Source organism: Hoylesella enoeca JCM 12259, from assembly GCF_000613405.1.
GTDB classification, from domain to species: Bacteria; Bacteroidota; Bacteroidia; order Bacteroidales; family Bacteroidaceae; genus Prevotella; species Prevotella enoeca.
Map to the genome: position 1 here is coordinate 24,096 of NZ_BAIX01000010.1, position 13,579 is coordinate 37,674.

Consider the following 13,579-nt stretch of genomic DNA (forward strand, 5'->3'; position numbering starts at 1 on the left):
ATGGCAACAAAGCAGAAACATATTGGACTGGTAATGAATGACGGTTATCTCGAACCGTTTGAAGATGCCATTCGTGGGCGTCATGATCATGCGCTGTGGAAGTTGAATCAACTCACGAGAAATGGTAAGAAAACGCTCAGTGATTTTGCTAATGGGCATGAATATTACGGACTTCATAAGACAGCTCGTGGTTGGGTGTTTCGTGAATGGGCACCAAATGCCACAGAGCTATATCTTGTCGGTGACTTCAATGATTGGAGTGAGACGGTGAAATATCGTGCAAAGCGCATTGAAGGAACTGGAAACTGGGAGTTGAAACTATCTGAGAAAGCGATGAAGCACGGCGATCTGTATAAGATGCGAGTGCATTGGAACGGAGGAGAAGGTGAGCGAATCCCGGCCTGGTGTCGTCGTGTGGTACAAGACGAGGCTACAAAGATTTTCTCGGCACAGGTTTGGAATCCCGAACCTTACAAATGGAGGAAGTCGCGTTTTAAGCCCGACGTTTCTCCATTGCTCATCTATGAATGCCATATCGGTATGGGACAAGATGCCGAGAAAGTCGGTTCCTACACAGAGTTTAAGGACAACATACTTCCGCGTATTGTGAAAGACGGCTATAATTGCATTCAGATTATGGCCATTCAGGAACATCCTTATTATGGCAGTTTCGGCTATCACGTCAGCTCCTTTTTTGCTGCCTCGTCTCGTTTTGGTACGCCCGAGGAGCTGAAAGCGCTCATTGACGCTGCCCATCAGCAAGGTGTTGCGGTTATCATGGATATCGTTCACTCGCATGCTGTTAAGAATGAGGTCGAAGGTTTAGGAAATCTTGCCGGTGATCCCAATCAATATTTCTATCCCGCGATCGCCACGAACATCCTGCTTGGGATAGTCTTTGCTTTGATTATGGTAAAGACGACGTCATTCATTTCCTGTTATCCAACTGTAAATACTGGCTCACAGAGTTTCATTTCGACGGATTTCGCTTCGACGGCGTCACCTCAATGCTTTATTATAGTCATGGACTCGGCGAGGCATTCTGTAACTACGGAGACTATTTTAATGGTCATCAGGATGATAACGCCATCTGTTATCTCACGTTGGCCAACCTCTTAATACATGAAGTCAACAAACATTCGATCACAATTGCCGAAGAAGTGAGCGGCATGCCGGGGCTTGCAGCCAAATTCGTCGATGGTGGAATGGGATTCGATTATCGGATGGCGATGAACATTCCTGATTTCTGGATCAAGACGATTAAAGAACTTCCGGACGAAGCGTGGAAGCCGAGTTCCATATTCTGGGAGGTAAAGAATCGGCGTGCCGACGAACGAACGATTTCTTATTGTGAGAGTCACGATCAGGCACTCGTGGGTGATAAAACCATCATTTTCCGTCTGATCGATGCCGATATGTATTGGCACTTTAAAACAGGCGACGAAAACGATCTCGTTCATCGAGGCATTGCCCTTCACAAAATGATCCGACTTGTCACGGCAGCAGCCATTAACGGTGGCTATCTCAACTTTATGGGTAATGAGTTTGGACATCCCGAATGGATCGATTTCCCACGCGAGGGCAACGGATGGAGTTATAAATATGCCCGAAGACAATGGAATTTGGTAGATAATCTCGAATTAGACTATCATTATCTCGGTGAATTCGATCGTGCAATGCTCGGCGTAATCAAGAGTGAAAAAGATTTTAACAAAACACCCGTACAAGAAGTTTGGCACAATGACGGCGACCAAATCCTCGCTTTCATGCGCGGCGATCTGATCTTTGTGTTTAATTTCAGTCCCACACATTCATATGCCGATTATGGATTCTTGGTACCGATCGGGGCATACGACGTGGTCTTGAACACCGATGCAAAAGTTTTCGGAGGCAACGGATTGGCTGATGATGCGGTTACGCATCTCACCAATTATGATCCGCTTTACTCAGATGTGCGCAAGGAGTGGCTCAAACTCTACATTCCGGCACGTTCGGCTGTTGTCTTAAAAAAGAATTGATCATGACAGATCCTACAATCAAAAATAGCGCCATTATCATTCGGGTGATGTGTGCTATTTTTTTCTTGGCATTCTCATTTGCCTACCTTTATTATTATCAGGCGGATGTTTTGGCCGTTGCACAACACATACTGTCGGGCGGACGAACCTGTTATAATCAAACGATCGGCGCTGTCTTGATTACATTCGTACTCTTTTTATTACATTGGGGTATGGCTACCTTGGTCCGTCTTCCGCGTTTGCTGTATGCACAAACCTATTTCTTTCCGTTGCTTCTGTTACTGTTTCTGACAGAACTCAGACCCGACTACAATAACCGTTTCGCATTCGGCATTTGGTTTTGGTTGCTTCCCCTGCTGTTGATTCTTCATGGCGGAATCTTGTGGATATTCCACCAAATGAAGTTATCTCAGGATGGATACACATCGAAAGGTTTCTTTTCGCGCACGCTGTGGGTGAATCTGCTCCAAATGATCATCATGTCTTTCTTAGTTGGGCAGATCGGAGCAGGCAACGATGTGTTTCATTATCGGGCGAAAGCAGAACGAGCATTGATGAAGAATGATTATACGACGGCAGTCAACATAGGCTCAAACGCCTTGTCAACAGATACAAGTCTCACGATGATTCGTATCTATTCGCTGTCCCGAAAAGGCTTATTGGCAGAGCGACTCTTCGAATACCCACTCGCGGGTGGTTCGTCGGCCCTTCTTCCTCATGGCAATCACGCACGACTACTGATGTATCCCGAGCACAAGATTTACACCTATCTTGGCCTGCGAATCCAACAACCGATGAAGCCGATGGACTACTTACGATTCCTCGAGCGGCATCATTTATTGAAGCGTCCCGCAGTCGACTATCTCCTATGCGGTTACCTGCTTGATCGCGATCTTGACTCTTTCGTTCATTCTCTTCCACGTTATTATGACGTGAAAGGATCGCTTCCCAAGCATTATCGTGAGGCCCTGACGCTCTACACGCATTTGCATTCAGCCCCATCTATCATCTATCACAACAATGTGATGGATGCAGACTTCCAGGATTATCAAGATATGGAGCGCGCCAATAGAGACAAAGTGATTCGTCGAACAAAGCTCCGCGATATTTACGGAAACACCTATTGGTATTATTATCAATACGGGCAAACCGACCGATAAATCCATTGCACAGAATATCCCATTTGAAGATTCCATTTAGAGTGTCCTCACACATTTTTTGCTTTTTCTTTGCTCGTTTCAAGAAGTTTCCTTGCCTTTGCCGCCGATTCTTCGCCTTCGCCTCTTTCGCCCCCTAAGTTAGGGGGATGGGGGTCTGAACAATTAAAGAGATGATTAAGCAAGCAAATATAACCAGCGGCAATAAGGGCATGCAAAAGAGCACCAATTCTCTTGCATCTTTTAACGCTTTATATTTGCATATCTCGGAAAAAGTCTTAACACACACATCGCACCTGGCGTAGACACCTTCACAGCTTTATCTTACGCGCGCGCGTAAGGCGTGGGCTAAATCCCAATAAACAAAGGGCTTCTCGGAGGTCCCTTTGTTCCTTTTTTCATGCCCTTTTGCCAACCCGGCAAGGGGGAAATTTTCATGAATTATTCACTCAAAACATAGCGATTATGAACAGAAAACAATTAGAGAGATGGGCTTACGCGAAGCCCGCAGTTGAGACCATCCGTTTGGAGGTTCACAATGAATTAATGGACACCTCGTTCCCCAGCCAACACAATCCTGGCCAACACGGCACAGGCCCGAGCAGTGCCAAGCAAGGATGGTTTGACGAGGAAGACGAGGACGAAAGCCTCGCAACCCCCGCGGGCGAGGGAAGCCTTTGGGATTAGAGAGAGTTATTAATTAAGTAAAACAGAAATGAAAGATTACATGAAGACAATCAAAACATGGACGCTGTTGGTGGCAGGATTGCTGCTGACAGCCAGCTGCGCCAACGACGACGTAACGCAGAAAGATACAGAAACGGATAACGGCACAGAAAAGAACTTGACCACGTTCGTAACCGGCACAGAACCTACCTCGCGCACTTCGATGGATTACACCGGTGGCAAATTCTATTGGGAGGCAGGCGACCATATCTACGTGCAAGACGACGACGGCGGCTGGCGGATAAGCAGTAATACTCCAACGGCCAAGACCGCCTATTTTAAATTTATGGTCCCCGGCAAGTTCAAGAATCACACGTCTTACAAGGTTTATTACCCCGGCAAGAATGGCAACAAGGATCAAGTAACGATTCCCGCCACACAGACGCAGACAGCCCCGAACACCACCGCTCATTTCGGCGTATCAGGCGATTGCGGTATAGCAGATGCAACAGGCACCAAAGGACGTGGACCATTCAACTTCACGCTCGACCATCAGGCAGCCATCCTCGTCTTCCAGCCTTACACAAGCAACACGATTCTGAAAAACTGTTATCTGACCAAGGTAGAGGTAAGCTCTGATAATGATATTGCCGCTACTTATACCCTCGATCCGACCAACGGACTGACAGGAACTGGCACAGGCAAGCAGATTGTGCTTACCACAAAAAGCTCAACCTATGGTAGTGCAAACTACAACGGTTTCCCTCTGAATACAACTTCCGCCAACGTAACTACCAATGGTGCCTATATGCTCATCAAGCCAGGCACGCATATCCTCAAAATACGTTACTGGGTAAAAGATGTTGCAACCAATGTTGAGGGAACGATCACCAAAAACCTGAGTTCTTTCAACTACGCCAAGAACACCTACTATGATATGGCAGCCAACCTTGACGTCAAGGACTACGATGGCGATCATTACTACATGTGGGACGCCAAGAAGCAATACTGGGATGGTTGGGAATGGACCAAGAACCTCCCGGACGGCCAGCCTACACTCAATACCAACAGTAGCAACAACTACCCCCAGAGTAACAGCGACCCACGTTATTATAACAATAGTTATTCTGGTTTCGGTGTAAGGAACGATGCACAGACAACTCTCTTCAAGACTCTTCCCAACGTCAACGAGATGGTATGGTATGCACAGAAAGGAAGTCCCCGTAAGGACGGAGACGAACTTTGGACGACCATGGGGCATTTGCATAAAGGCGGTATATGGTTCAAGAAAAAAGCATCTATCAGCGGCTTCGATACCAACCTGGCGCCGGATGGATACGACTGGCGAGTAAATGGAAATGGTAGCGGTTGGAGTGTATCGCAGACCCTCCCCTCTGCATCCGAAGCAAACCAGTTCTTTTACCTGCCTGCTTTGGGCCGCTACTACTTTGGGCAGCTGGACAATGTTGGTGACAACGGATACTTCTGGTCGTCAAGTGCTTATCCGTTTAGCCAAAGCAACGCGTTCGGACTGTCCTTCTTCGGTGGCAACGTCTATGTAGACCACTACGCCAGCCGCACATACGGTATAGAGCGCAGACGTTCAAGTGAATTTCACTCTCTTCCTCTTCCTTCTATTTGGGAGAGCGCCTGGCGGAAGCAGGTTGGACTGTGATGAGAAAGACTTGCGAAAATCGAGGAATGGGGGTGAAAGAAAATTTATATACGGTTTGCCGTAAATTTATATACGGTTAGAAATTTACGGGGAACCGTATATAAAAATATTTTTATCAAATAAAAATTTACGCGGAACCGTATATAAATTTCAAAAGATGCGGAAGACGCGAAATTATATCGGATATAACGATAAGGAAAACCTCAGGATGTAATAATTTATTTACTTAAAATAAACTTGTAATAGTATGAAAATTAGGTTAGTAGAACGTGGCGCTCTGCTAACTTTTTGTACGATCTCACGCCAGAGCGTCACGCTCTGTTCACTTTTTGAGCAAAAACAGTGCGGAGCGTGACGCTCCAGCAACTTTTTGCATGATTTCACGCCAGCGCGTCACGCTCTACTCACTTTTTGAGCAAAAATAGTGCGGAGCGTGACGCTCCAGCAACTTTTCGAGCAATTTCATGCCAGCGCGCCACGCTCTACTCACTTTTTGAGCAAAAAGTTGCTGGTGGTTATGTCTCTGCTGCAAGTAAAGCGTTGCTTTTGGGTATTATTTCTTACAAAACGTTTTGACTTTATCTATTTTTTACTAATTTTGCACGCGAATAAGAGAATTTTGAATTCATATTCATACGTATAAATTATGAAAGGTATTGTCTTAGCAGGAGGCTCCGGAACTCGCCTCTATCCTATTACGAAAGGTATCAGCAAGCAATTGATACCCATTTTTGATAAGCCGATGATATATTATCCCATCTCGGTTCTTATGCTTGCAGGTATTCGAGATATATTGATTATCTCGACCCCTTTTGATCTTCCCGGATTCCGTAAATTATTGGGTAGCGGTGAAGATTTGGGAGTGCACTTTGAATATGCCGAGCAACCCTCGCCAGACGGTTTAGCCCAGGCCTTTATCATCGGCGAGCAATTTATAGGGAATGATAGTGTCTGCCTCATTTTGGGAGATAATATCTTTTATGGTGCCGGCTTTACGCAGCTGTTGAAATGCAGTGTGGAAGAGGCAGAACAACGTAAGAAAGCCACTGTTTTCGGCTATTATGTGAACGACCCCGAGAGATATGGTGTGGCTGAGTTTGATCAAGCCGGCAATTGCATTAGCATCGAAGAGAAGCCGACACTACCTAAGAGCAATTATGCTGTGGTGGGCTTATATTTTTATCCGAATGATGTTGTGGAAATAGCCAAACAGATTAAGCCCAGTGCAAGAGGAGAACTGGAAATCACCACTGTGAACCAGGAGTTTCTGCATCGTCGACAATTAATGGTGCAGACCTTACAACGCGGTTTTGCTTGGTTGGACACAGGAACGCATGACAGTCTGAGCGAAGCCAGTACTTTCATCGAGGTCATCGAAAAAAGACAGGGATTGAAAGTTGCGTGTCTTGAAGAAATTGCCTTGGATAACGGTTGGATCACGAAAACACAAGTCAGGGAATTGGCAAAACCGATGCTGAAAAACAGCTACGGACAATATTTAATGTCCATCACGGAGAAGTGAGTCGCCATGCCCGATAATGATAATGATCAATAAACAAAAACGATAACAATGGAAGAAAATACGAAACAGGAATTAGAGAGGACAAAAGAGGGAAGATTCCTCTTTGATTTCCAAACAATTTATACGATATTGATTCTAAACTGGAAGTGGTTTATCTTATCACTGATCATCTGTTTAGGATTGGCTGCCGCGTATTTGCGATACACGATTCCGGTATTTCAGGTTACGGCTAAACTTCTCATTAAGGACGATGGAAACAGCAGTTCTCGCTATAGTCGCAATAGCATCCAGGGAATGGCAAACTTAGGCATTATATCCAATTCCACCGGTCTCGACAATGAGATGGAGATATTGAAGTCCCATTCGATCGCCACGCAGAGCGTCAGAGATCTTAAACTATATGTCAGCTATAAAGGACAGGGAAGAATCAAGGATATACCGATGTACAAAAACAATCCCATCAACGTGGATATCGACCCAGCTCATCTTGAACGAATCAATAGGCCGATCGAATTGAACATCACGCGCACCAGACAAGGCTATCATATTACGGGCGTTTATTATCAAGAAGGAGACTATAGCACCCCCATTGCGATAGATAAGACTCTCTCGCAATTGCCAGCCACAATAGGTTTGCGCTCGGGCATACTCAGCTTTACGAAAAACTCGAACATCTCCATGCCGATAGGCAGTTCTTTCGATGCAACCATCACAGCTCCCAGCAGCGTCGCTTATCGCTACACCGGAGGACTCAATGTCAGTCTACCTCAGAAGACATCGACCATTACCCTACTGACCTTGATGGATCCTATTCCCCAACGTGCCGTTGATTATTTAAAGCAACTGGTCATCTGCTACAACAGTCAAGCCAATGAGGATAAGAATGAGGTAGCTAGACGGACAGAGGAGTTTATCAACGGGCGACTTGAAAAGATCAATGCCGAATTAGGAAGCACAGAAGGACAACTCGAAAGCTATAAAAGAGCACACCACATCACAGAGCTGAAAGAGAATGCCGGACAGGCCATTGCCAATCAGAGCCAACTCGATCAGCAGCTGTCCGATGCCAACACGCAGGTGTCCTTGCTGAACAGTATCAGCAGCTACATGAATCAGCCCGACAATAAATATCAGACACTCCCATCCAATGTCGGACTGACCGATGCCTCCGCAACCCAATTGATCAATCGATACAATGAAATTGTGCTGGAACGAAAGCATCTGTTAAGAAGTGCTTCCGAGTCGAGTCCGGCCGTACAACCGCTCACCTCGCAACTTGATGACCTTTCTGCAAGCATCAAACGGGCCATGAATCAGGCTCGGCGCAATATGGAGATCCAACGGAGCAACGTTGCATCACAATACAACAAATATTCCGGACAGGTCTCGCAAACCCCCGAACAAGAACGTATTCTCACACAGATCGGTCGCCAACAGGATGTGAAATCCGGCCTGTATCTGATGCTTCTCCAAAAAAGAGAGGAAAACTCCATATCGCTGGCAGCGACAGCCGATAAGGGACGATTGATCGACGACCCACAATTTTCGGGTAAAGTAAGTCCCCAGAACACTTTGATCCTGCTTATAGCTATCGTCTTGGGCCTTGCCATTCCAATGCTGATCCTATTGGTGATCAGGTTCTTCCATTACAAGATTGAGAGTCACAGCGATGTGGCCAACCTGACCCGCCTACCCATCCTGGCTGATGTGGCAGTGGCCAGCGAAACAGCCAAGACCAAGGCCAGCATCGTTGTGCATGAAAATCAGAACAACCAAATGGAAGAAATCTTCCGTTCGATGCGAACCAACTTGCAGTTCATTCTTAAAGGAGACGAAAAGGTCATTATGTTCACCTCGACCACTTCCGGAGAAGGTAAGACGTTTAATGCAGCCAATCTGTCTATCAGTTTTGCGCTCTTAGGCAAGAAAGTCGTTCTTGTCGGCTTAGACATTCGTAAGCCAAGGCTCGCCGAACTGTTTGAGATTAATGACCGTCAGCATGGTATCACCTCATTACTCATACGTGAGAATCCGACAATGGATGATTTGAGAGCACAGATTCTTCCTTCGGGAATCAACAACAACTTAGATTTGCTGATGGCAGGAACCATTCCTCCTAACCCTGCGGAATTGGTGGCCCGCAAGTCTTTGGACCATATTATCGACTTGCTCAAAGAAAACTATGACTACATCATCATAGACACAGCACCGGTTGGACTCGTCACCGATACCCTGCAAATCGGTCGTGTAGCCGACGTCACGGTATATCTCTGCCGTGCTGATTACACTCCCAAGGAGAGTTTCGATCTGATCAATGAGCTGAACGAAGAAAAGAAGTTGCCCAAGATGTGCGTTGTTATTAACGGTATCGATATGTCTAAGAAGAAGCACCGCTATTATTACGGTTATGGGAACTATGGCAAATACGGTCGATACGGTCATTACGGCAAATACGGAAGCTATGCCTCTTATGGTTACGGTTCCTACGGCAGTAAGCACAACACTTATTACGGAGACAAAAACGATACTTCCATCAAGCATTAATTGTGCTTGATTGGGGTATTGCAACACAAGCAGACAAAACATGATCATAGCAGTAGATTTCGACGGCACTATTGTCGAGCACAGATACCCGCAGATCGGGAATGAGATCCCCTTTGCAACGGAAACATTGAAGATGCTAATCCACGACCATCACCAACTGATCCTGTGGAGTGTGCGCGAAGGGAAGCTATTAGAGGATGCCGTAAATTGGTGTCGCGAGCGTGGCGTGGAGTTTTATGCCATTAATCGTGATTACCCCGAAGAGGAAGCTGAGAAGAACAACCACTTCTCTAGAAAGATCAAAGCCGACATCTTTATCGATGATCGCAACATCGGAGGGCTGATGGATTGGGGTATGATGTATCAGATGATCAACGAGCATAAGACATTCCAAAGCATCTTGCAAGAATCTTTTCACAGAATAGAACAGACAGAGAACCTACCCAAGAGAAAATCCTGGTGGCCATTCTGAGACAAACCGAGCTTTCCATACCGTCTTCGTTCGGCTTCTATGCAGACCGAATGAGAAGTATGATAGTGGATACCCACTGGTCCTATACTTGTCGCGCACAAGTATAGGACTTCTCATTTTCCCCCATAGGGAGTCGTCGAACCGGCTCTGTGTCGCAACACATACGCCGAGAGGAGTGAACTGATCACGGTCGACAATGCACCACAAATCCAATACGCCCACCCCTCAGTCCATAAGACGACAGCATAGGTGCCGATCAGGCAAGGAAGCTGCACCCAAACACTCTTCCGGACATGGCGAGACAAACCGAATTGATAGCGATGCCTTGCGTAAAAGGCAACGATCCCGAAGTCGGCCAATTCTGCCAGCATGACCGCTATGCCCGCCCCCGTGAGTCCACCTTGTTCATAACCGACGGCCACAAGGGGCACGAGCAAGATATAAGAAATACTTTCTAAAAGCAGATAAGCCTTTGCCTCGCCCTTGGCCAAGGCAGGTAGGCGATTGGGAGTTTTGCCGCCCTAATCCAAAAGGCAGCTGTCAGCACCTGCATCATTCCCAGGACCGGCATAAATCGGCCGCTATACAATAGAGGTAGCATCACGGGCAATGAGATGAGAAGTCCCAGCAACATCGGAGAAATCACCAGCAGTGAGACTTCGATTTGTCGGTTCACTGTCCGGTTGAGTTCTTGTCTGATAGTCGTCACGGCCGACAAGCGTGGAAAATAATCTGTCTCCATCGTCGTCAATACGATACCCGCATAAGTCGTCATCATCATCATACCTGCATGATAAAGGCCGACTGCTTCCAGCGAACCGGATCGATTCAGATAAGAACGTATCAGGAAATCGGCTCCGCTGCCCAACATCCCGGCGATCACAAAGGCTCCTCCCAATCTGATCATGTTCGCACCTTCGGTCAGGAGATGCCTCATTCCCGACAAGCGCAAGGGATAGAGGCGATAAGAATAGTTCACGGTCAAAGCCAGTTGCAACAACGCCATGACACACAACGACGGCACGATAGCCGACTCGCCCCAGACGTAATACAGCGGGATTGTGGTCAGCAGTGCGCCCACCACGTTATAGACCGATAGCAAAGCCAATCGGCGCAATTGTCGCACGCCTTTGAGCACGGCTAACTCGCAGGTCGCAAGGGTCATCAATCCGACTGCGGGTGCTAAGAAAATGAAATGAATTGTATGGTTGCCCCAAGTGAATGTGAATCTGTCCAGCAACGGACTCAATAAGAGACAGATCAGCATCCCCAAGATGGCCGTGAGCAGTCCCCAGACGCGCAGCATGCGGATAGAATGGTCGAGGCGTTCCTCATCGCCGGATGCATAAGCCTCAGACACCTCTCTCACGGCGCTCATTGACAGACCGAGATTCGTGGCATTGGCAAGGAAGGTGATCGTGGCGTTGAAAAGTGAGATCAGCCCCATACCTTGCGGTCCGAGAAGCAGTGCCACGAGTTTGTTTCGGATGACACCCAACAATATGCACACGCCTTGTGCACCACCGAAGACACCGGTGTATTTCAAGATATGCACATAGCCGTTCTCTGTCTGTTTCACGGAATAAAAACGACGAATTGCTTGCTTTATTGCCTTTTTGCCGTAACTTTGTCTGCGGAACGATGGAACTCAGTATTATCATACCTGTTTATAATGCCGAACAAACCCTGCGCAGGTGCGTGGAGAGTGTGCTCGAACAGTCGTATACAGATGATGAAATCATACTTGTCGACGATGGGTCGACGGATGGCAGTGCCGTGCTTTGCGATGAGTTGTCACGGAGTGACAATCGTGTCCGCGTGATTCACCAGGCAAACGGTGGGCTCAGTTCGGCCCGGAATACAGGATTGGATAGTATCAAGGGCCGATTCGTCACGTTTGTTGATGCCGACGATTACATCGGTTCCGATACGTTGCGAGCAGTGATGGATGCTGTCAAGCAGCATTCCTCGTGCGACATTTTTGAATATCCCATGCTTGTGCACTACGGTGGCACCCGACAGCACTTGCTGACCTTTCAAGACGAGGAAGTACACGACATGGCTCGCTATTGGTTTGCACATCGAGGCTATCTCCACAGCTATGTCTGCAACAAGGTCTTCCGGCCGAACTGTTTAGGGGTATCCGCTTCCCTGTGGATCAGGTCTTCGAAGATCTCATCACAACAGCCCGCCTGCTTAGCTTATCACGAGGTATAGCCACAATAGGACAGGGGCTCTATTATTATGTTGCAACGCCCAATAGCATCACGGCCAGTGCCGGCGTCCGAGAACTGGAACAGTTGCTCACTGCCAACCTTGATGCCATACGGCGCTACATTCCGACAACGATATCGTCCAAGGACCGAGCCATTCATTACCTGCATTTAGTCAATATCCGATTGGATCTCTACCGCAGAGGCAAGACCGACATCTCGCTGCCGCGGGTTCACATCCCTATCGGTGTGTTTCTGGACAGAAGCGTCTCGCTATCCACCAAACTCAAAGCATTCATCATCAAAACCATAGGAGAAACCGCATTATGCAAGCTCTATCCACGAAGAAAATAAGTTTTATCATTCCTTTCTACAATATCCCGATCGAGATGCTCCGCACATGTATTGACAGTATCTTAGCCTTGTCCTTGCGCAGTGCAGAGCGGGAAATCATCATTGTCGACGATGGTTCTGATGTTTGTCCGATGAATGAGCTGACCCTCTATCATGACCATATTATATATATACGTCAAAGCAACGCCGGCTTGAGTGCCGCCCGGAACATCGGCATCCGTGCATCCACTGGCGAATATCTACAATTTGTCGATGCCGACGACTATCTGATTCAAGCCCCCTATGAACATTGTCTCGACATCGTGCGTTATCACGATCCAGACGTTGTGCTATTTGATTCGACCGACTGCAATACGAATGAAGTACCTTACGCTTTTGAGGGGCCGATTGAAGGTAACCTCTATATGCGGCGCAACAATATCAAGTCGGCGGTGTGGCACTACATCATCCGTCGAAAAACATTGGCCACACTGAGGTTTCGCGAGGGGATCGTTCACGAAGACGAAGAATTCACCCCACAACTTCTGCTACGCACAGAACGTTTGTTCATTACCGATGCCAAAGCTTACTTCTATCGCAAGCGAGCAGGTTCGATCATTCGGGATCGTGACACGCACCGCACTGATCAGCGACTCAACGACAAGGAGAGCGTGATCCTGCGCCTCCGCGAATTAGCCTCGACTGGTCCGGAAGCCGATCGCGAGGCTTTGCAGCGTCGCGTAGCCCAGCTCACAATGGACTATCTCTATGACGTCATCACACAGACTCGCTCGGCCAAAGAAGTGAGAGCCTGCGTCAATCGATTGTATCAGCATGGGCTATTCCCGCTACCCGATCGCAACTATACGCAAAAATACAAGTGGTTTCGCCGTCTCTCCATGCTTTTGAGGCCTTTTATCCGATAAAGGAATCAAATAAAAGTAACCATCAACGATCAATTGTCAATAATCGACAGTCC

11 protein-coding genes and 1 pseudogene are annotated in these 13,579 nt (G+C 47.3%); 10 read left to right on the forward strand and 2 right to left on the reverse strand.

The window, feature by feature from the left end; genetic code table 11:
- The 7 genes and pseudogenes from JCM12259_RS13900 to JCM12259_RS04945 all read left to right on the forward strand — a co-directional run bounded on the left by JCM12259_RS13900 (position 1) and on the right by JCM12259_RS04945 (position 10,054).
- A pseudogene (locus JCM12259_RS13900) lies at positions 1-2,018 on the forward strand (alpha amylase C-terminal domain-containing protein).
- 2 nt (positions 2,019-2,020) lie between these two features.
- Positions 2,021-3,178 (forward strand): DUF6057 family protein, encoded by a 1,158-nt coding sequence (locus JCM12259_RS04915; protein WP_025065630.1) that lies wholly within the window; start codon positions 2,021-2,023, stop codon positions 3,176-3,178.
- A 462-nt stretch (positions 3,179-3,640) separates the two neighbouring features.
- Complete coding sequence (locus JCM12259_RS04925) at positions 3,641-3,862, forward strand: hypothetical protein (protein WP_025065631.1); 222 nt, start codon at positions 3,641-3,643, stop codon at positions 3,860-3,862.
- A gap of 40 nt (positions 3,863-3,902) precedes the next feature.
- Complete coding sequence (locus JCM12259_RS04930; protein ID WP_234396550.1) at positions 3,903-5,516, forward strand: Lcl C-terminal domain-containing protein; 1,614 nt, start codon at positions 3,903-3,905, stop codon at positions 5,514-5,516.
- A 646-nt stretch (positions 5,517-6,162) separates the two neighbouring features.
- Complete coding sequence (gene rfbA / locus JCM12259_RS04935) at positions 6,163-7,038, forward strand: glucose-1-phosphate thymidylyltransferase RfbA (RefSeq protein WP_025065633.1); 876 nt, start codon at positions 6,163-6,165, stop codon at positions 7,036-7,038.
- 48 nt (positions 7,039-7,086) lie between these two features.
- Positions 7,087-9,582, forward strand: a complete 2,496-nt coding sequence (locus JCM12259_RS04940) for a GumC family protein (RefSeq protein WP_025065634.1) — start codon at positions 7,087-7,089, stop codon at positions 9,580-9,582.
- A gap of 40 nt (positions 9,583-9,622) precedes the next feature.
- Positions 9,623-10,054, forward strand: coding sequence for a BT0820 family HAD-type phosphatase (locus tag JCM12259_RS04945; protein ID WP_025065635.1), 432 nt, complete (start codon positions 9,623-9,625; stop codon positions 10,052-10,054).
- Positions 10,055-10,167: 113 nt separating this feature from the next.
- On the opposite strand, the gene JCM12259_RS17610 is transcribed toward JCM12259_RS04945, so the two are convergent.
- Together JCM12259_RS17610 and JCM12259_RS13905 are read right to left on the reverse strand one after the other, a co-directional pair.
- Positions 10,168-10,545, reverse strand: a complete 378-nt coding sequence (locus JCM12259_RS17610) for a hypothetical protein (protein ID WP_309546404.1) — start codon at positions 10,543-10,545, stop codon at positions 10,168-10,170.
- Positions 10,509-11,633, reverse strand: coding sequence for an oligosaccharide flippase family protein (locus JCM12259_RS13905; protein WP_309546405.1), 1,125 nt, complete (start codon positions 11,631-11,633; stop codon positions 10,509-10,511). Before JCM12259_RS13905 ends, JCM12259_RS17610 begins: the two co-directional genes overlap by 37 nt.
- A gap of 62 nt (positions 11,634-11,695) precedes the next feature.
- Between JCM12259_RS13905 and JCM12259_RS15770 the strand changes: the two genes are divergently transcribed.
- The 3 genes from JCM12259_RS15770 to JCM12259_RS04960 are packed head-to-tail and all read left to right on the forward strand — an operon-like array spanning position 11,696 to position 13,526.
- Positions 11,696-12,271, forward strand: coding sequence for a glycosyltransferase family 2 protein (locus JCM12259_RS15770; RefSeq protein ID WP_051559169.1), 576 nt, complete (start codon positions 11,696-11,698; stop codon positions 12,269-12,271).
- Positions 12,208-12,621: a hypothetical protein gene (locus tag JCM12259_RS15775; RefSeq protein ID WP_051559172.1), complete on the forward strand. Its 414-nt coding sequence runs from the start codon at positions 12,208-12,210 to the stop codon at positions 12,619-12,621. Before JCM12259_RS15770 ends, JCM12259_RS15775 begins: the two co-directional genes overlap by 64 nt.
- Positions 12,594-13,526 (forward strand): glycosyltransferase, encoded by a 933-nt coding sequence (locus JCM12259_RS04960; RefSeq protein ID WP_036888554.1) that lies wholly within the window; start codon positions 12,594-12,596, stop codon positions 13,524-13,526. Before JCM12259_RS15775 ends, JCM12259_RS04960 begins: the two co-directional genes overlap by 28 nt.
- The last annotated feature ends 53 nt before the right edge of the window (positions 13,527-13,579 follow it).

Excerpts from the sequence above, each read along its gene's own strand:
- JCM12259_RS04915 (WP_025065630.1), top strand. The coding sequence starts at position 2,021 with ATGACAGATCCTACAATCAAAAATAGCGCCATTATCATTCGGGTGATG.
- JCM12259_RS04925 (WP_025065631.1), top strand. The coding sequence starts at position 3,641 with ATGAACAGAAAACAATTAGAGAGATGGGCTTACGCGAAGCCCGCAGTT.
- JCM12259_RS04930 (WP_234396550.1), top strand. The coding sequence starts at position 3,903 with ATGAAGACAATCAAAACATGGACGCTGTTGGTGGCAGGATTGCTGCTG.
- rfbA (WP_025065633.1), top strand. The coding sequence starts at position 6,163 with ATGAAAGGTATTGTCTTAGCAGGAGGCTCCGGAACTCGCCTCTATCCT.
- JCM12259_RS04940 (WP_025065634.1), top strand. The coding sequence starts at position 7,087 with ATGGAAGAAAATACGAAACAGGAATTAGAGAGGACAAAAGAGGGAAGA.
- JCM12259_RS04945 (WP_025065635.1), top strand. The coding sequence starts at position 9,623 with ATGATCATAGCAGTAGATTTCGACGGCACTATTGTCGAGCACAGATAC.
- JCM12259_RS15770 (WP_051559169.1), top strand. The coding sequence starts at position 11,696 with ATGGAACTCAGTATTATCATACCTGTTTATAATGCCGAACAAACCCTG.
- JCM12259_RS04960 (WP_036888554.1), top strand. The coding sequence starts at position 12,594 with ATGCAAGCTCTATCCACGAAGAAAATAAGTTTTATCATTCCTTTCTAC.